Genomic DNA, 18,903 nt, shown 5'->3' on the forward strand with positions numbered 1-18,903 from the left:
GCACAGGGTGCGCTTCCACAGGTGTGGCATGGCGCTCTAGGTCGCACTAACCCCACCGATTGAGATGCGGCCCGAATTCCTCGCGCTGAGGGCGAACCACGCAGAATCGATGGCCGCTCGGCGCCTGCATCACCCACCATCGGTCGGGCACGTGATGGACGCGCGTGGCGCCGAGTTTTTCCATGCGTTGCACTTCGGCCTCGATATCGTCCGTTTCAATATCCAGATGCACGCGGCTGTCGTGCGCAACGCGTTGCAACAGGATGATGGGCTCGTCATCGGCGCTCGCGAGGCGGGCGTACTTGCCATCGCCATCCTCGTCCAGCGTGACGATGGATTTGCCCAGCGCGTGGCTCCAGAAGGTGGCGGCGTCGGCGAGGTTGTCCGTCTTGCAGTCGATCACGATCGTGCACAGTCGGCTGTGATGCATGGCGGTAGTCCCGTGATGAGCGGCCATCGATCGTAGTGCGAGGCCGGGTGCAGGGACCGTCAACGATTCGCGCATAAAAAAAGCCCCGGCATGACCGGGGCTCTTCGTACGCTTGAAGTGCCTTAGTTCGGCAGCGCCAAATCGTCCAGCAACGCCTTGAGGAAGCGCGCCGCTTCACCGCCGGTGGCGGCGCGGTGATCGAAGGTGATCGAGATCGGCATGCGGCGATGCACTTCGATGCCGCCCATCACGGCCACCACGTCGTGGCTCAGCTTGCCCGCGCCGATGATGGCGACGCACGGCGGCACCACGACCGGCGTGGCGTAGCGACCGGCGAACATGCCGAAGTTCGACAGGCTGATGGTGTAGCCCGACAGCTCCGAGGCCGGAATGCTGCGGTCTTCCACGGCGGTACGCAGACGCTTGATCGCAGCGCGCACACCGGCGCCATCGAGCACGTCGGCATTGCGCAGGGCCGGCACGAACAGGCCGTCGTCGGTGTCCACGGCGATGCCGATGTCCACGTGCGGGTGCAGCGTGCGGGTGAGGTTCTTGCCGTCGAACCAGGCGTTGAGCGCCGGCACGGTCTTGCAGGCCACCACGATGGAGCGGATCAGACGGGCGGTGATGTCCTGCTTGCCGATCCAGGCGTGCAGGTCGGCGTCGTCGACCAGCGTGGTGGGCACCACGTTGGCGTGGGCTTCGGACATCACGCGGGCCATATTGCGGCGCACGCCCTTGAGCTGTTCCGGCTGGCCGCTGGCCTGCACGCTCGGCGGCGCCGTGCGCACGGGCTTGCCGGCGAGCGAGGTAGCGGTGCGCGGGGCGTCCGGTTCCGGCAGCTGCGGGGCGAGGTGACGGCCGGCGGAAGCGGGCACGCTGCTGCGGGCCGGTGCGGCGCCGAGCGCGGCGCTGCCGTTGGCGGCTGCGTTCTTCACGTCCTGCATGGTCACCACGCCGTCGGCGCCCGAGGGCTGCACGCGGGTGAGGTCGACCTTGAGCTTCTTGGCCAGTGCACGCACCGCCGGCACGGCCTTGACGCCGCCGACGCTGCTGGCCTGTTCCACATGCACATGGCTGCCGGAGACCATCGCGCCGACCACGGTGCCTTCGTCTTCACGCTCAGACTTGCCATTGCCGCTGTCGATCTCGCCGCCTTCATCGGAGGCAACGACCTTGTGCGTGTCGGCGGTGGCGCTGCCGGTGCCTTTCTTGGGGCCGTGGTGGTGGCCGGTGGATTCGGCTTCGGCGCGCTGCTTGGCGTTCGGATCGGGCTCGAACTCGGCCAGCGCGGAGCCGGTCTCGATGATGTCGCCCGCGGCGCCGTGCAGCTTGGTGACCTTGCCGGTATACGGCGAAGGCACGTCGACGACGGCTTTTGCGGTTTCCATCGAGCACAACGGCGCGTCGAGCTTGATGGTGTCGCCTTCCTTCACGTGCCACTCGACGATGGTGGCGTCGGGCAGGCCTTCGCCGAGGTCGGGCAGGTAGAAAGTCTTGATGTCGGCCATGATGATTCTCGCGAATTTTGTTTGGTCGTCATCCCTGCGAAGGCAGGGATCCAGTGTCTTTGCTTTTAGGCGCTGGGTCCCAGCATTCGCTGGGACGACGAGCGCAGAAGGATTTTAGCTGGCAGCCAAGGCGCGCTTGGCGGCTTCCACCACGCGTTCGGCACTCGGCATGTACTTCATTTCCAGGCGGAACAGCGGGATGTGCGTGTCGTAGCCGCTGACGCGTTCGACCGGCGCGAGCAGGTCGTACATGCATTCCTCGGCCAGGCGCGCGGCGATTTCGGCGCCGAAACCCGCGGTCTTGGGGGCTTCATGCACGATGACGCAGCGGCCGGTCTTCTGCACCGATTCGGCGATGGTGTCGAAGTCGAGCGGGGTCAGGGTGGCCACGTCGATGACTTCGGCGCTGATGCCTTCCTCGGCGAGAGCATCGGCCGCTTCCAGCGCTTCCTTCACCTGCGCGCCCCACGAGACGAGGGTGACGTCGGTGCCGTCGCGCAGCACGAAGCACACGTCCAGCGGCAGCGCCTCGCCGTCATCGGGCACTTCTTCCTTGTACTGGCGGTAGATGCGCTTGGGCTCGAAGAACATCACCGGATCCGGATCGCGGATCGCAGCGAGCAGCAGGCCGTAGGCACGCGCCGGCGACGACGGCATCACCACGCGCAGGCCCGGGATATTGGTGAACAGGTGCTCGTTCGCTTCCGAGTGATGCTCCGGTGCGCGAATACCGCCGCCCCACGGGGCGCGCCACACGGCCGGCACGGTGATGCGGCCGCGCGTACGGTTGCGCATGCGCGCGGCGTGGCAGGCGATCTGCTCCATCATCGGGTAGATGAAGCCTTCGAACTGCGCTTCGGCCACCGGCTTCATGCCCTGGGCGGCGAGGCCCACGGTGACGCCGGCAATGGTGGTTTCGTCGAGCGGCGTGTCGAGCACGCGCAGCTCGCCGAATTTTTCCTGCAGGCCTTGGGTGGCGCGGAACACGCCGCCGTTCACGCCAACGTCTTCGCCCAGCACCATGACGCTCTCGTCGTGGGCCATTTCATAGGCGAGTGCCTGGGTGACGGCTTCGATAAGGGTGATCTGTGCCATGACTTAATGGGCCTTCTTGTCGAGCTGGATGGCGAGATCGCGCTGCTTGGCGAGATCGGCGGGGACTTCGGCGAAGGTGTAGTCGAACATCGCCGTGACCGGCTGGGTCTTGGTCTCGAGGTAAGCGTTCACCTCGTTGTCCATCCAGTCGTCGCACTCCGCCTTCCAGGCTTCTTCCTTGGCGTCGTCCCACACGCCCTTGGCTACCAGCCAGTTGCGCAGGCGCTTCATCGGCTCCTTCGCCCAGGCGTCCTTCACTTCCTGCTCGCCGCGGTAACGGCGCGCATCGTCGGCGGTGGTGTGATCGGACAGGCGATAGGTCACCGCCTCGATCACGCTGCCGCCCTGGCCGTTGCGTGCACGGTCCAGCGCGTCTTCCATCGCCTTGCGCACCGCGATGATGTCGTTGCCGTCCACCTGGATGGAGAACAGGCCCGCGGCGATGCCCTTCTGCGCCAGCGTCGGTGCGCCGGACTGGATCTTGCGCGGCACCGAAATGGCCCACTGGTTGTTCACGATCACCGCCACCATCGGCAGGTTCTGCGCGCCGGTGATATTGATGGCGCCGTAGAAGTCACCCTTGGACGAACCACCGTCACCGATGGTGCACACGGCCACGCGCTTTTCGTTGCGGATCTTGAACGCCAGCGCGGAACCGGCGGCGTGCAGGCACTGCGTGGCAATCGGCACCGACCAGGCGAAGTCATGGCGCGCCGGTTCTTTCTGGTAGTCGTTGCCGCGCTCGTCGCCGCCCCAGTACATGTACACCTCGCGCGGCTGCACGCCGCGGTACAGCTGCGCGCCGTATTCGCGGTAGCTGGGAGCGAGCACGTCTTCCGGCTTCATTGCGCTGCCAATGCCCACGTGCGCCGCTTCATGGCCCAGGCAGCTGGCGTAGGTGCCGAGCTTGCCGGTGCGCTGCAGGGCGACCGACTTGGCGTCGAACACGCGCGTCGACAGCATCAGCTTGTACAGCTCGACCATATGGTCGAGATCCTTGGCGAATTCAGGCAGATCGTCACGGACCTGCTTGCCTTCAGCATCGAGATACTGGAGGTATTCGATTTCAAACTTGGCGGCGATAGACACGACTCGCTCCCGGAGTGAGTAATGAGAAAGTGGGGTGCTGGGCGTCGGCGGCCCATCCAGTGGGGCCAGCAGCGGACGTAAAGCCCTGAGCAAGACCGAAATGATTACAGGCGGGCATGTTGCGCTGCAAGGCACGGTGCAGCATGCGGGGTGGTACGGGGAGGGCCCGAACACCGGTTACCATGGCGCTTTTCCGCTACTGGGAAGGCCATGACCGAGAATCAGCGCGACCTCGAGGCCGGTATCGAACTCGACCTGAATGGTCGACTGACCTACGGTGGTTACCTGCGGCTGGATACGCTGCTGTCGGCCCAGCAACCGCTGAGCCAGCCGCCGCACCACGACGAAATGCTGTTCATCGTGCAACACCAGGTGGCCGAGCTGTGGATGAAGCTGATCATCCACGAGCTGAAGGCGGCCGTGGTGCATCTGCGCCGCGATGAGATCGATCCATGCCTGAAGATCCTGGCGCGCGTGAAACAGGTGCAGCGCCAGCTGTTCGAACAATGGGGTGTGCTGGAAACGCTTACCCCCGCCGAATACCTGGAATTTCGTGGCGTGCTCGGGCCTTCCTCGGGTTTCCAGTCGCTGCAATACCGGCAGATCGAATTCCTGCTCGGCAACAAGAACGCGCAGATGCTGCAGGTCTTTGCGTACGATCCTGCGGCGCAGGCCACGCTGCGCGCCGTGCTCGAAGCGCCCAGCCTGTACGACGAATTCCTCGGCTATCTGGCGCGACGCGGCCACGACGTGCCGGGCGAGCTGACGCAACGCGACTGGTCCCAGCCTTATCAGCGGCATGACGGCTTGCTGCCCGTGCTCAAGCGCATTTATGAAAACCGTGCAACGTTCTGGCCCGAATACCACATGTGCGAACAGCTGGTGGATGTGGAGGAGAGTTTCCAGCTTTGGCGTTTCCGCCATATGAAAACGGTAGAGCGGATCATCGGACACCGGCGTGGCACCGGTGGTTCCTCCGGCGTGTCCTTCCTGAAAAAGGCGCTGGACCTGGAGTTTTTCCCGGAACTGCTGGACGTGCGCACCGAACTGGGCACTTGATCGTGCGTGTCATTTTCGAAATTCATCATTCGACAACTACTGACGGCGCGCGCAGCGCCGTTTCGCTTGCAAAGGGGCATGCATGAGCAACACCACTGAGACAGCGCACGCGTCGGCGCCTGATTTTCCGCAGACGCTGGGGCATCCGCGTCCGCTATGGATGTTGTTCATGACGGAGTTCTGGGAGCGCTTCGCGTTTTACAGCGTCAGCTGGGCCCTGGCCTTGTACATCGTGGCGCATTTTTATCACGGCGATGCGTCCGGCGAAGCGTGGGCCAGCAAAATTTACGGAGCTTATACGGCGCTGATTTACGCCTCGAGCATTTTCGGCGGCTACGTGGCGGACAAGATCATTGGCTACCAGCGCTCGATCCTGATCGGCGCGTTGGTGATGGCACTTGGTTTGTTCGTGGTGATGCTGCCCAGCAAGGAGCTGTTCCTGTTCGGCCTGGCGATGGTGGTGGTGGGCAACGGCCTGTTCAAGCCGAATATTTCCTCGATGGTCGGCCAGCTCTATGGCCCCAAGGACGAACGCCGCGATCGCGGGTTCACCCTGTTCTACATGGGCATCAACGGCGGCGCGTTGCTGGCGCCGTTGCTCACCGGCTGGCTGGCGAGCTATTTCACCGATACGCCGACGCAGGAGAACTACCGCATCGTGTTCGGCGCGGCCGGCGTGGGCATGCTGTTGAGCCTGTTCTGGTTCTGGTTCGGTCGTCGCGGCCTGCATGGCGTGGGGCGTCCGGCGCCGGAAGCGGCCAGCCGCATGCGCGTCGTGTGGGTGCTTCTGGGCATCGTGGTGGCGGTGCCGCTGGTCTACCTGCTGCTGGCCTTCGTGGGCGCCAATGGCCTGCAATGGCTGCTGGGCCTGCTGTTTATCGGCGTGGCGGCGATGTTGATCGTGGAAGCGCTGCGCCACGACCGCGTGCAGCTGCATCGCGTATTCGCGATGCTGATCATCTTTGCGTTCAACATCTTGTTCTGGATGTTCTATTTCCAGCTGGGCTCTTCGTTCAACTTCCTCGCGGCCAACATGGTGGATCGCGAAATGTTCGGCGGCTGGGTATTCCCGGTGGGCTGGTTCCAGTCGGTGAGTCCGTTGGCCATCATCGTGCTGGCGCCGCTGGTGACCCAGGTGTGGTCGTTGCTGGCGCGCCGCCACAAGGAGCCGTCGATTCCGCGCAAATTCGGCCTCGGCCTGCTGTTCAACGGCCTGGGCTTCACCGCGCTGATGTACGCGCTGACCTATTCGGTCAACAGCCATGGGCTGATCCCGTTCTGGCCGCTGACGGCCTGCTATGTGCTGCAGACCATCGGCGAGCTGTGCCTGTCGCCGATCGGCCTGTCGATGGTGACCAAGCTGGCGCCGCCGCGCCTGGTGGGCCTGGCCATGGGCGGCTGGTTCCTCTCGCTGGCGGTGGGCGGCAACTTGTCGGGCCTGCTGGCAGGGCGCATCAGCGGCGAAAGCGGTATGACGACGGCGTCCGCGCTGGCGGGCTTCACCTTCAGCTTCTGGCTGCTGGCGGGCGCTGGCGTATTCCTCTTGCTGATCTCGCCCCTGATTAATCGGCTGATGCACGGAGTGCGATAAAAGGGCGGCTCGAAGTTTAGTCTGGAGCTCCAATTTCTCTCACCGTCATTCCGGCGAAAGCCGGAATCCAGCACCTTTTTCCCCTCAGGCTCTCAAACCCAAAGGCACTGGATTCCGGCTTTCGCCGGAATGACGGTGGGGGAGACCCGAGCCTGAGGCATGGTGCAGCGCATTTGACGCACATGACGTGTCCCGGTTAGAAGTCGATGCCGCAAGAAGTTACGACGGACGACGAGCAGGACATGAGTACGACTACGACGACCGCACCGACGGTGCCGAACTACCCCCAGACCCTCGGTCATCCACGCCCGCTGTGGATGCTGTTCATGACGGAGTTCTGGGAGCGCTTCGCGTTCTATGGGATCCGCTGGGCGCTCACGCTGTACATCGTGGCGGCGTTCTTCAACGGCGATGCTGCCGGCCAGGCGTTCGCCAGCCGCACCTACGGCGCTTATCTGGCGCTGGTCTATGCCACCGCCGTATTCGGCGGCTACGTGGCGGACAAGATCATCGGCTACCAGCGTTCCATCCTGCTGGGGGCCAGCGTCATGGCGGTGGGCTTGTTCATGATCATGCTGCCAAACGAGCAGATCTTCCTGCTCGGCCTGGCCACGATCATTGTCGGCAACGGCCTGTTCAAGCCGAACATTTCCTCGATGGTCGGGCAGCTTTACGCGCAGGGCGATTCGCGGCGTGACCGCGGTTTCACGCTGTTCTACATGGGCATCAACGGCGGTGCGCTGATCGCGCCGTTGCTCACGGGCTGGCTGGCCAGTCATTTCACCGATACCCCGATGCAGCAGAACTACAAGCTGGTGTTCGGCGCCTCCGGCGTGGGCATGCTGATCAGCCTGCTGTGGTTCTGGATCGGTCGCCGTCAATTGAAGGGCGTAGGCCGTCCCTCGCCCGATCAGGCCAACCGCATGCGCGTGGTCTATGTGCTGCTCGGCATGCTGGTGGCGATCCCGGTGTTCTATCTGCTGATGGCCAAGGCCGGCGCCGTGGTGCTGCAGTGGCTGCTCACCGCGCTGTTTGTCGGCGTGGGCGTGATGCTGGTGATCGAGGCGGTGCGCAACAGCCGAGTGCAGGTGCATCGCGTGATCGCCATGCTCATCATCTTTGCCTTCAACGTGCTGTTCTGGATGTTCTTCGAACAGGCCGGCAGCTCGTTCAACTTCCTCGCGCAGAACATCGTGGATCGCAACATGTTCGGCGGCTGGGAATTCCCGGTGGGCTGGTTCCAGTCGGTCAATCCGGTGGCCATCGTGGTGCTGGCGCCGATCGTGTCGCTGGGCTGGGGCTTTCTCGATAAGCGGCGCATGGAGCCCTCGATTCCGCGCAAATTCGGCCTGGGCCTGCTCGGCAACGCGCTGGGCTTCGTGGTGCTGATGTATGCGCTGGACGAGCTGGTCAGCAGCGACGGCTTGATTCCGTTCTGGCCGCTGGCGCTTTGCTATGTGCTGCAGACCGCAGGCGAGCTATGCCTGTCGCCGATCGGCCTGTCGATGACCACCAAGCTGGCTCCGACGCGCCTGGTGGGTCTGGCGATGGGGGGATGGTTTCTCTCCACCGCCATCGGCAACAACCTCTCGGGTCTGTTCGCCGGCCATATCAGCGGCGAAAGCGGCATGACCGTCGCCTCGGCGCTCAGCGGCTTCACTTTCAGCTTCTACCTGCTCGCTGGAGCGGGCGTGCTGCTGTTTGTGATCGCGCCGTTGATCAATCGGCTGATGCATGGGGTGAAGTGAGGGCAGGGAAGCGCATCACCCTGGCTCGTCATTCCCGCGAAAGCGGGAATCCAGTGTCTTTCAACGTGCGAAAGAGCCAAGGCACTGGATTCCCGCTTTCGCGGGAATGACGGGCAAAGAATTGGGTAATTCTGATGTGCTCCGGCCCGATTTACTTCGGCTCGATCGCCTGCAGCTTGTCCAGGATGCGCACCAGCCAGCTGCGTTCCTCGTCGTCCAGCTTGGACAGCAGGTTGCGCTCGTGTTCGCGGGCCATCGGCGCCACCACTTCGTGGATGGCCCAGCCGGCCTCGCTCAGGCCCAGCACGGAACGCCGCTTGTCGCCGTCGTGGATGGCGCGGGTGACCCAGCCTGTCTCGACCAGCTTTGAGAGGGCCCGGCTCACGGCCACCTTGTCCATGAGGGTGCGTTCGGCCACCTCGCGGGCGGACAAGCCGTCGAAACGGGCCAGCACCGCCATCACGCGCCATTCCGTCATGCTCAGGTCGAAGCGGCGCTGATAGTCGTCGGCAATGGCCTGGCTGACCGCGTTGGACAGGATGGAGAGCCGGTAGGGCAGGAAATTTTCCAGCTCCAGCGGTGCGTGGTCGGGGTGATGTTCGTCGGGCACTGCTGCGGCGCTCCTTGCAAATGGTTTCATATGTAACTATAACGTAGGGCTTATGAGAATGGTCGCACGCTTGGACGTAGGCCATTGAGCAGCCATCCACCCGGAGAGCCCCATGAGCGCGCAGCCCAATCTTGGCATGCAGGTAACCACCTTCGAAAACCCCATGGGCATCGATGGGTTTGAATTCGTCGAATTCGCCGCGCCAGCCGGTCGCGGCCACGAGCTGCACACCCTGTTCAAGAAGATGGGTTTCAGCGCCGTGCTCAAGCACAAGTCGCGCCCGATCACGGTCTACCGCCAGGGCGGCGTGAACCTGCTGGTCAACGAAGACCCCGAATCCTATGCCGCCGAATTCGCCCAGGCCCATGGCCCGTGCGCGGCCGGCTTCGCCATCCGCTTCCAGAAGCCGTCTAACGACGTGCTCGGCGTCGTGCTCGGCAACGGCGGCGAAGCGGTGAACCAGAAAGCCGAAGCCACCAAGGCCGTCAACGCGCCGGCCGTGAAAGGCATTGGCGATTGCATGCTGTATCTGATCGACCGTTACGGCGACAAGGGCAGCATCTACGACGGCGACTACGAGCCGATCGCCGGCGCCGAGCAGCACCCGAAGGGTTTTGGCCTCACCTTCATCGATCACCTCACGCACAACCTCTACTTCGGCAACATGCAGAAGTGGTCCGATTACTACGAGCGCCTGTTCAACTTCCGCGAGATCCGCTACTTCGACATCAAGGGTGCCAAGACGGGCCTGGTGTCCAAGGCGATGACGGCGCCGGACGGCATCGTGCGCATTCCGCTCAATGAGTCGAGCGATCCCAAGTCGCAGATCAACGAGTACCTCGATGCCTACCACGGCGAGGGTATCCAGCACATCGCGCTGTTTACCGACAACATCTACGAGACGGTGGAAGCGATGCGCGCGACGGGCGTGGAATTCCTCGACACGCCGGACACGTATTTCGACGTGATCGACATGCGCATCCCCAACCATGGCGAAGACGTGCCGCGCCTGGCCAAGAACAAGATCCTGATCGATGCCGACGTGGAGACCAAGCAGCGCAAGCTGCTGCAGATCTTCACGCAGAACAACATCGGCCCGATCTTTTTCGAGATCATCCAGCGCAAGGGCAACGAGGGCTTCGGCGAAGGCAACTTCCAGGCGCTGTTCGAGTCGATCGAGCGCGACCAGATGAAGCGCGGCTTCCTGTGAACCTTGGTGACATGGCCGCCCAGGGAGGGCGGCCATGATGCGCCGGGTTCAGCGCCAGGAGCCGCCGTTGTGCAGCATGGCGAGGAATACGGCGCCGTAGAAGAACAAGCCAAGTACCCACAGGGCGATGCCGACGAGTATCAGCACGCCCTGGATCACGAAGTAGGTACGCAGCTTGGCAAGTGCTTCTTTCAGGGCGACGGCATCGCCGCTGAGCTGGGCGCGCTCGATGGCGCTGGCCGATTGCATCACCAGCACGCCGATCCAGATCGGCAGCCAGGCGATGATGATGCCGACGAGCGTGATGGCGGTAAGAGCACCCTGGATGATGAACACGATGCCGACGAACTTCATCCACCCCTTGCCTGAAGCAAGCGGTTGGCTGAGGTCCTGGATCGAGGGATTCCCGGTAGCTTGGCCCAGCGAGGAGTACGAGTCGGACATGCGGTTTCCTTGAGTGTCATTGCAGTGAATGAACGTCGCCTCTTCCCTAGCGCGAGGCGGTGCCAACAGTCGTAAGCCAAGAGTAATAGGATCGCGTGGGTCGTGTTGTGACCTCTCGCCTCGGCAGATTGCGGAGCTTTCATGTCAGCCAGCCACCAGCAATACCAATCAGGGTTTGCCAACGAATTCGCCACCGAGGCCTTGCCCGGCGCACTGCCCGACGGGCAGAACTCGCCGCAGAGCGCGCCCCATGGCCTTTACGCGGAACAGATTTCCGGTACGGCCTTCACGGCTCCGCGCCATAGCAATCGCCGCAGCTGGCTCTATCGCATCCGCCCCGCGGCCATGCATCACCCGTTCGGGGCGATGCCCGATGGCCGCTTCCACAACCGCTTCAACGAAGTGCCGGCGAACCCCAACCAGCTGCGCTGGAGTCCGTTCCCGTTGCCGAGCGAACCCACCGATTTCCTCGACGGCCTGTTCACCGTGGCCGGCAACGGCGGCGCGGCGGACCAGACCGGCGTGGGCATCCACGTCTATGCCGCCAATCGTTCGATGCAGGGCCGCTATTTCTACAACGCCGACGGCGAGCTGCTGATCGTGCCGCAACAAGGGCGCCTGAAACTGGCGACCGAGATGGGAGTGATCGAACTCGAGCCGCTGGAGATCGCCGTCATTCCGCGCGGCGTGCGTTTCCGCGTTGAACTGCTGGACGACACCGCGCGCGGCTACATCGCCGAGAATTTCGGCGCGATGCTGCGCCTGCCCGATCTGGGTCCGATCGGCAGCAACGGCCTGGCCAACCCGCGCGATTTCCTCACGCCGATGGCGGCGTTTGAAGATGTGGAAGGCAAGTTCGAACTCGTCGCCAAGTTCCAGGGCAAGCTGTGGAGCGCGGCGATCGATCATTCGCCGCTGGACGTGGTGGCCTGGCACGGCAACTACGCGCCGTACAAATACGATCTGCGACGCTTCAACACCATTGGCTCGATCAGCTTCGATCATCCTGACCCGAGCATCTTCCTGGTGCTGCATTCGGCCAGCGACAGCGAAGGCGTAAGCAATATGGACTTCGTGATCTTCCCGCCGCGCTGGCTGGTGGCGCAGCACACCTTCCGCCCGCCCTGGTTCCATCGCAATATCGCCAGCGAGTTCATGGGTTTGATCACCGGCGAGTACGATGCCAAGGCCGAAGGCTTTTCGCCGGGCGGCGCCTCGCTGCACAATTCCATGAGCGGGCACGGTCCCGATGCGGCCACCTACGAGAAGGCGTCGACGCGCGATCTGTCGCAGGCCGATGTCATCACGGGGACCATGGCCTTCATGTTCGAGACGCGCCGCGTGATTCATCCGACCAGGCAGGCGCTGGAATCGCCGGAACTGCAGGGCAATTACTACGAATGCTGGCAGGGCATCCAAAAGCATTTCAGCGGAGCTTGAGGCGATGACGCTGCGCCGGTTCTGTCTGTTGTGGCTATGCGTGATGCTGGCGTCGTGCCAGTCGCACGACGAGGCACCGGCACACGCTCCTGCGTCGACCGCGACGGCATCCGCTGATCGCGACACGCTGAGCCAGGCCCGCTGGCAGGGCTTCGGCGACATGCGATTTGGCATGGACGAGGCATCGTTCCGCCAAGCTTGGAGTGGCGAGTTGAAGGGTGGGGCGGAGGTGGGCTCCGATTGCGCGATGTACGCTCCGGTGTGGGCGAAGCCGCCCTTCGAACTCACCTTCATGCTCGAGCACGGTCGCTTCGTTCGTTACGATGTGCGTGGCGACAAAGAGACGGCGCCAGGCGGTGGCAAGGTCGGCATGGCAAAGGCGGACGTGACGGCGCTCTATGCGGACAAGGTCAAGCCATCGGCGAACAAGTACGACCCGGCTGCCAGCGTGTTCCGTGTAGATGGTGAGAGCGGTGCCGTGCTGATTTTCGACATCGGCGCCGACGGCAAGGTAAAGGCGTGGCGCGTGGGCATACCGCCGCAAATCGATTACGTGGAAGGGTGCAGCTGAGTGCTGCCCGTTGGAGCGATAGCATGAAATTGGGTTCATTGAAGGAAGGCGGTCGCGACGGCACCCTGATCGTCGTCAATCGCGCGCTGACCCAGGCGGTCAAGGCCACCGGCATCGCGCCGACGCTGCAGGCTGCGCTGGACGACTGGTCGAGCGCCGCGCCGCGTCTGAATGCGCTGTACGAAGCATTGAATGCAGGCAGCGCGAAGGATGCCTTTGCACTCGACATGCAGGTGCTCGCTTCGCCGCTGCCGCGTGCCTATGAATTCGTCGACGGTAGCGCCTATCTGCCCCACGTCGAGCGCGTGCGTCGCGCACGTGGCGCCGAGGTGCCCGAGTCGTTCTACACCGATCCGTTGATGTATCAGGCCACCAGCGCTGGGTTCCTCGGGCCGCGCGATCCGGTGGTGGTGCCTAGTGAGGATTACGGCATCGACCTGGAAGCGGAAGTGGTCGTGGTTACCGACGATGTGCCGATGGCGGTGACGCCTGCGCAGGCGGCAGTCCACATCCAACTTATTGGCCTGGTCAACGATGTGTCGCTGCGCGGCCTGATTCCTGGCGAACTCGCCAAGGGTTTTGGCTTCCTCCAGTCCAAGCCGCGCTCGGCTCTGTCGCCGGTATTGGTGACGCCGGACGAACTGGGCGATGCCTGGCAGGACGAAAAGCTGCACCTGCCGATGCGCACCTGGCTCAACGGCAAGTGGTTCGGCGAAGCCGAGTGCGGCGTCGACATGCAGTTCAATTTCGCGCAGCTGGTGGCTCACGCGGCCAAGACGCGTCCGCTCACCGCGGGCACCATCGTCGGCTCCGGCACCATCGCCAACGAAGACACCGGCAAGGGCGCCTCGTGCCTGGCCGAGCAGCGCACCGTGGAAACGCTGCGTGACGGCAAGCCGAGCACGCCGTTCCTGAGCTTCGGCGACACGCTGCGCATCGATGTGACCGATGCCGAGGGGGTGTCGATCTTCGGCTCGATCGAGCAAACCATCGCGCCGCTCAAGAAGTAAGCGCAGTGTCGATCCGTGGGGCTTCCTTGTGGATGCCCTGCGGGATCGAGCAGATTGTCGCAGGCTACTGACGGGCGTCAGGTCGGCGATTCGGCGGCGCGGGGATACTGCCGCGCATGCGCACGAACACCATCGTTCCGGAATTCGACCCTGCCCTGGTTGCCCGGTACGACGTACCGGGCCCGCGGTATACGAGCTATCCGACGGCCCCCCAATTTCACGCTGGCTTCGATGAGGCAGCGTTTCGCGATGTCGCTCGTGGGTCCAATGCGAGGGCCTCTTCCCGACCGCTGTCGCTCTACGTGCACGTGCCGTTCTGCTTCAGCCCCTGCTTCTACTGTGGCTGCACCCGCGTCATCACGCGCGACGTCACCCGGGCCGATCACTATCTCGATAGCCTGCGCCGAGAAATCGCACTGACCGGCGCGCTGTTCGATCGCGATCGACCGGTCCTGCAGCTGCATCTCGGCGGCGGCACGCCCAACTTCCTTGATGCGGCACGCATGGCCCTCTTGGTGGAAGCGCTGGAAGCCAACTTCTCCTATCGCCGCGACGGCGCGCGCGAGTACGGCATCGAGATCGATCCGCGCTATGCCGATGGCCGGTATGTACGCGAGCTGGCCACGATGGGCTTCAACCGCTTGTCGGTAGGCATCCAGGATTTCGATCCGGTGGTGCAGGAGGCGGTCAATCGTATCCAGAGCGTGGCGCAGACGCGCGAGGTAATGGATGCCGCGCGCGATGCACGCTATGGCTCGGTGAGCGTGGACCTGATCTATGGTCTTCCCCGCCAGACGCTTGCGGGCTTCGAGCGCACGCTTGCGCAGGTGATCGCGCTGGCGCCCGATCGCATCGCGGTCTATGGCTACGCGCACCTGCCGCATCTGTTCAAGGCGCAGCAGCAGATCGAAGCGGCCGAGCTGCCAGGCGCAGCCACGCGCCTTGCATTGTTCGGTACAGCGTTTCGCGTGTTGTGCGAGGCGGGCTACGTCTATGTCGGCATGGATCATTTCGCGCGCGCCGACGACGAGTTGGTGCGGGCGCAGCGGGCCGGTACGCTGCAACGCAATTTCCAGGGCTATTCCACCCATGGCGACTGCGACATCATCGGGCTCGGCGTCAGTTCGATCAGCCGCGTCGGCGATAGCTATAGTCAGAACGCGCGCGACCTCGTGGGCTACGAAGCTGCGCTGGCGGCCGAACGGTTGCCGGTAGTCCGGGGTATTCGCCTGACCCACGACGATACGGTGCGGCGCGCCGCCATTGGCGAACTCATGTGCCACGGCGAAATCGACACGGCACGTTTCGGCGCCCAACACGGTCTGCCATTCGAAGAGGTGTTCGCGCCCGAGCTCGATCGCCTGGTGGCATGCGCAGATGACGGGCTGGTCGAATTGGACGCCAACCTCATCCGCGTCACGCCGCGAGGGCGCCTCCTGCTGCGCAATATCGCCATGTGTTTCGACGCCTATCTCAACCAGCCTTCCGACGCGCCACGTTATTCGCGCACGATCTGATGCCGTTCGCCCATGGATGTTGCGAGCGTGGCACGTTAACGCATTTGGCCATCCGTGCCGAATCGATTGATGTTGGTCAAAGGGATGGCGCAGGCATTCTCTAGGCTGGTGTGGCCGTTACAGGGAGAGAGCCACATGTCACGCTTGTTTTCCACCTTGGCGCTGGCCGCCAGTTTGTTGCCGGGCATGCTCTGGGCTGCCGATGGCCCGGGCGCGTCGGTGCGCGTCGCCGCCGGCGCGGGTGCCACTGCGATTTCCCAGGCCTCGCGCTATCTGGGCCCGCCGCAGGGCGAGCCGATTCACGCCGTGCTTGGTATTCCACCGAACGTGCCGCCACCGCTTCATCGCAACCATCCCGCGAAGGTGATCGTCGAGCTGGAGGTGATTGAGAAGGACATGCCGATCTCCGAAGGCGTGACCTACACGTACTGGACCTTTGGCGGCACTGTGCCTGGCAGCTTCATCCGCGTGCGCCAGGGCGACACGGTTGAATTCCATCTCAAGAACGCCCCCGACAACAAGATGCCGCACAACATCGACTTGCACGGCGTGACCGGTCCGGGCGGCGGCGCCGCATCGAGCTTCACGGCACCGGGCCATGAATCGCAGTTCACCTTCAAGGCGCTCAATGCCGGGCTCTACGTCTATCACTGCGCCACCGCGCCGGTGGGCATGCATGTAGCCAATGGCATGTATGGGCTGATCCTGATCGAGCCGCCGGAGGGTTTGCCCAAAGTCGATCACGAGTACTACGTGATGCAGGGTGACTTCTACACCACCGGCAAGTATCGCGAGAAGGGGCATCAGCCGTTCGACATGGATGCGGCGATTGCCGAGCATCCCACCTATGTCCTGTTCAATGGTCGCGAGGGTTCGCTCACCGGCGATCAGGCACTGACCGCCAAGGTGGGCGAGACGGTGCGCCTGTTTGTGGGCAATGGCGGGCCGAACCTGGTGTCGAGCTTCCACGTGATCGGCGAGATCTTCGACAAGGTGTACTACGAAGGCGGCACGCACGCCCAGGAGAATGTGCAGACCACGCTCATCCCTGCCGGCGGCGCGATGATGGCTGACTTCCGGGTGGAAGTACCGGGTACCTATGTATTGGTGGATCACTCCATCTTCCGCGCGTTCAACAAGGGCGCGCTCGGCATGCTCAAGGTCGATGGTTCGCAAGACAAGTCGATCTATTCCGGCAAGGAAGTGGATTCGGTGTACCTGGGCGACCGCGCCGGCGACAACCTGCACGCGGTTTCCGTGGCGGCCAGGGCCAATGCGGCGGGCACGCTCGGCAAGGATGATCAGATCAAGGCCGGGCAGCAGTTGTTCGCCGGCACCTGCTCGGTCTGCCATCAGGCCAATGGCGAAGGCATGTCTGGCGTGTTTCCGCCTTTGGCCAAGTCCGACTATCTGGCGAAGATGGCCAAGGAAAAGCTTATCTCGATCCCCTTGCATGGTCTGTCCGGCGCGGTCACCGTCAATGGCAAGGAGTACAACTCCGTGATGCCGCCGATGTCGCAGCTCACGGACGACGAAGTGGCGAACATCCTCACCTATGTGCTGAACAGCTGGGGTAATCCAGGCGGACAGGTGAGCAAGGAAGAGGTGGGCAAGGTCCGCGCGCAGCCGGCGACAGCGGCGGACAGCCACTGAGGCCTGCATCATGCGCGCATTCCTCGTGCTTGCCGGTTTGCTTGCGAGTTTCTCCGCCGCGGGCGCGGAGTATGCCCCGCTGCCGACAGCCGTGTTCAACAGTGTGTTGCCGGCGGACGGAAAAGCCGCGCTGGCACGCATCGCGCCGTTCGCCATGCGCGTCGAGCCCGTGACGAACGGCGATTACCTGGCCTTTGTGCAAGCTCACCCTGCATGGCGCAAGGGCAACGTGCCATCCGTGCTGGCTGACGAAGGCTATTTGTCGCAGTGGGAGAGTGCATCGGCACTGGGTGATCAGGCGTTGCCGGAGCAGCCGGTGACGCGGGTGAGCTGGTTCGCCGCGACGGCCTATTGCGAAAGCGAGCGCGCACGCTTGCCGACTTGGTGCGAATGGGAATACGCCGCCGCCGCGGACGCGCAGCGTGCCGACGCGCGCTCGGATCCACAATGGCGCGAACGCGTGCTCAGCTGGTATGGACGGCCATCCAACACCGCGCTGGCCAACGTCGGCGGTGCTGCCGATGTCCATGGCATACGGGATCTCAATGGCCTCGTATGGGAATGGGTCGATGACTTCAACGCTTTGTTGGTGAGCGCGGACAGCCGCGACCAGAACGGCGCCGACACCATGAAGTTCTGCGGCGCAGGCGCCGTCACCATGCAGCAGAAGGAAAACTACGCGACGCTGATGCGTGTCGCGATGCAGTCCGCGCTTAAGGCGCCAGACACCACGCGAACGCTGGGCTTTCGCTGCGTCCGCTCACTTTGAGAGAGCTTATGAAACGACTTCTATTGGGGATGCTTTTGCTCTTGGTTGCAGGCCATGCGGTGGCTGAAGCGCCCTTGCCGGGTGCCTCGGTGTATCAGCTCGATGTCCGCCTGATCGATCAGGCGGGGCACGACTGGCACTGGGCGGACAGGCGTGGACACGTGCAGGTCGTGTCGATGTTCTACACCTCGTGCAGCATGGTCTGTCCGATGATCGTCGACACCATGAAGCTCACGGCGCAGGCAGTGCATGCGCCTGGCCGTGTCCCGTTGAATCTTATGCTGGTGAGCTTCGATTCTGCGCGCGATACGGTGCCCGTATTGCATGAGTATTCGCAGCGGCGTCAGTTGCCGGCTCCGTCATGGACCCTCGCCACGACGGACAGCCCGAGTGCTGCGCGGCAGCTCGCTGCGGTGCTTGGCCTCCAGTATCGCCAGCTTCCGGATGGCGACTTCAATCACTCCAGTGAGCTGATCCTGCTGGATGGCGAGGGGCGCATCGTGGCTCGCACCGATGTGATCGGCCGCGTGGACCCCTCATTCGTTCGCGCAATCGAGCAGACGCTCGCCGGCCATTGAGCGTCGGCTATCGTTCTTTGGGACGGCGGCATGGTTTACTTGTAGGCCCCATCCAACGAGGTGTCCCATGTCCCAAGTCACGCTCAAAGGCAATCCGGTCCAGGTCGACGGCCATTTCCCCGCGAAGGGCGAGGCTGCGCCCGCGTTCTCGCTGGTCGGCAAGGATCTGGCCGACGTCACGCTCGCCAGCTTCGAGGGCAAGCGCAAGGTCTTGAACATTTTCCCCAGTGTCGACACGCCGACCTGCGCCATGTCGGTGCGTCACTTCAACCAGGATGCCAGCCAGCTCGACAACGCGGTGGTGCTGTGCATTTCCGCCGACCTGCCGTTCGCGCAGGCGCGCTTCTGCGGTGCGGAAGGCCTGAGCAACGTGGTGACGCTGTCGACGCTGCGCGGTCATGATTTTCTGCAGAACTACGGCGTATCGATCGCATCCGGTCCTCTTGCCGGTTTGGCTGCGCGCGCCGTGGTGGTGCTCGATGCCCAGAACAAAGTCGTGCATAGCGAACTCGTCGGCGAGATCGCCCATGAGCCGAATTACGACGCAGCGCTTGCCGCGCTGGCCTGAGTCGTCGAGT

The 18,903-nt window shown here is 63.6% G+C and carries 18 protein-coding genes; 12 read left to right on the plus strand and 6 right to left on the minus strand.

Going from position 1 to position 18,903, the window contains the following annotated elements:
- Positions 1-46 precede the first annotated feature (46 nt).
- The 4 genes from AC1DMY_RS00595 to pdhA form a co-directional block, all read right to left on the minus strand.
- Complete coding sequence (locus tag AC1DMY_RS00595; protein ID WP_477163115.1) at positions 47-430, minus strand: VOC family protein; 384 nt, start codon at positions 428-430, stop codon at positions 47-49.
- Positions 431-552: 122 nt separating this feature from the next.
- Complete coding sequence (locus AC1DMY_RS00600) at positions 553-1,941, minus strand: dihydrolipoamide acetyltransferase family protein (protein WP_477163116.1); 1,389 nt, start codon at positions 1,939-1,941, stop codon at positions 553-555.
- A 114-nt stretch (positions 1,942-2,055) separates the two neighbouring features.
- A complete protein-coding gene (locus AC1DMY_RS00605) occupies positions 2,056-3,036 on the minus strand; it encodes an alpha-ketoacid dehydrogenase subunit beta (RefSeq protein ID WP_441604702.1) in 981 nt (326 codons plus the stop codon).
- 3 nt (positions 3,037-3,039) lie between these two features.
- Positions 3,040-4,125 carry a pyruvate dehydrogenase (acetyl-transferring) E1 component subunit alpha gene (gene pdhA, locus AC1DMY_RS00610; RefSeq protein WP_204636063.1) on the minus strand — a complete coding sequence of 362 codons (1,086 nt, stop codon included), beginning with the start codon at positions 4,123-4,125 and terminating at the stop codon, positions 3,040-3,042.
- Positions 4,126-4,335: 210 nt separating this feature from the next.
- Here pdhA and AC1DMY_RS00615 point away from each other — a divergent pair, with 210 nt between their 5' ends.
- From AC1DMY_RS00615 to AC1DMY_RS00625, 3 genes are all read left to right on the plus strand, one after another.
- A complete protein-coding gene (locus tag AC1DMY_RS00615; RefSeq protein ID WP_477163117.1) occupies positions 4,336-5,184 on the plus strand; it encodes a tryptophan 2,3-dioxygenase in 849 nt (282 codons plus the stop codon).
- An 82-nt stretch (positions 5,185-5,266) separates the two neighbouring features.
- Entirely contained in the window at positions 5,267-6,775 is a 1,509-nt protein-coding gene (locus tag AC1DMY_RS00620) for a peptide MFS transporter (protein ID WP_477163118.1), read from the plus strand.
- Between the two features lie 242 nt (positions 6,776-7,017).
- On the plus strand, positions 7,018-8,523 hold the full coding sequence (locus AC1DMY_RS00625) for a peptide MFS transporter (RefSeq protein ID WP_477163119.1): 1,506 nt from the start codon (positions 7,018-7,020) through the stop codon (positions 8,521-8,523).
- A 151-nt stretch (positions 8,524-8,674) separates the two neighbouring features.
- Here AC1DMY_RS00625 and AC1DMY_RS00630 read toward each other — a convergent pair whose 3' ends face one another.
- Positions 8,675-9,163: a MarR family winged helix-turn-helix transcriptional regulator gene (locus tag AC1DMY_RS00630; RefSeq protein WP_477163120.1), complete on the minus strand. Its 489-nt coding sequence runs from the start codon at positions 9,161-9,163 to the stop codon at positions 8,675-8,677.
- Positions 9,164-9,245: 82 nt separating this feature from the next.
- Here AC1DMY_RS00630 and hppD point away from each other — a divergent pair, with 82 nt between their 5' ends.
- Positions 9,246-10,343: a 4-hydroxyphenylpyruvate dioxygenase gene (gene hppD / locus AC1DMY_RS00635; protein WP_477163121.1), complete on the plus strand. Its 1,098-nt coding sequence runs from the start codon at positions 9,246-9,248 to the stop codon at positions 10,341-10,343.
- Between the two features lie 48 nt (positions 10,344-10,391).
- Here the strand turns inward: hppD and AC1DMY_RS00640 are convergent, their stop codons facing one another.
- Positions 10,392-10,787: a DUF5362 domain-containing protein gene (locus AC1DMY_RS00640; protein ID WP_477163122.1), complete on the minus strand. Its 396-nt coding sequence runs from the start codon at positions 10,785-10,787 to the stop codon at positions 10,392-10,394.
- A 141-nt stretch (positions 10,788-10,928) separates the two neighbouring features.
- On the opposite strand from AC1DMY_RS00640, the gene hmgA reads away from it, so the two are divergent.
- The 8 genes from hmgA (at position 10,929) to tpx (ending at position 18,893) form a co-directional block, all read left to right on the plus strand.
- Positions 10,929-12,227 (plus strand): homogentisate 1,2-dioxygenase, encoded by a 1,299-nt coding sequence (gene hmgA / locus AC1DMY_RS00645; protein ID WP_477163123.1) that lies wholly within the window; start codon positions 10,929-10,931, stop codon positions 12,225-12,227.
- A gap of 4 nt (positions 12,228-12,231) precedes the next feature.
- A complete protein-coding gene (locus AC1DMY_RS00650) occupies positions 12,232-12,798 on the plus strand; it encodes a lectin (RefSeq protein WP_477163124.1) in 567 nt (188 codons plus the stop codon).
- Between the two features lie 23 nt (positions 12,799-12,821).
- Positions 12,822-13,808: a fumarylacetoacetate hydrolase family protein gene (locus tag AC1DMY_RS00655; RefSeq protein ID WP_477163125.1), complete on the plus strand. Its 987-nt coding sequence runs from the start codon at positions 12,822-12,824 to the stop codon at positions 13,806-13,808.
- 116 nt (positions 13,809-13,924) lie between these two features.
- On the plus strand, positions 13,925-15,325 hold the full coding sequence (gene hemN, locus AC1DMY_RS00660) for an oxygen-independent coproporphyrinogen III oxidase (protein WP_477163126.1): 1,401 nt from the start codon (positions 13,925-13,927) through the stop codon (positions 15,323-15,325).
- 135 nt (positions 15,326-15,460) lie between these two features.
- Complete coding sequence (gene nirK / locus AC1DMY_RS00665; RefSeq protein ID WP_477163127.1) at positions 15,461-16,978, plus strand: copper-containing nitrite reductase; 1,518 nt, start codon at positions 15,461-15,463, stop codon at positions 16,976-16,978.
- Between the two features lie 10 nt (positions 16,979-16,988).
- Entirely contained in the window at positions 16,989-17,747 is a 759-nt protein-coding gene (locus AC1DMY_RS00670; protein ID WP_477163128.1) for a formylglycine-generating enzyme family protein, read from the plus strand.
- Positions 17,748-17,755: 8 nt separating this feature from the next.
- Positions 17,756-18,325 (plus strand): SCO family protein, encoded by a 570-nt coding sequence (locus AC1DMY_RS00675; RefSeq protein WP_477163129.1) that lies wholly within the window; start codon positions 17,756-17,758, stop codon positions 18,323-18,325.
- 67 nt (positions 18,326-18,392) lie between these two features.
- On the plus strand, positions 18,393-18,893 hold the full coding sequence (tpx, locus tag AC1DMY_RS00680; protein WP_477163130.1) for a thiol peroxidase: 501 nt from the start codon (positions 18,393-18,395) through the stop codon (positions 18,891-18,893).
- The last annotated feature ends 10 nt before the right edge of the window (positions 18,894-18,903 follow it).

Source organism: Dyella sp. 01L423, from assembly GCF_056399945.1.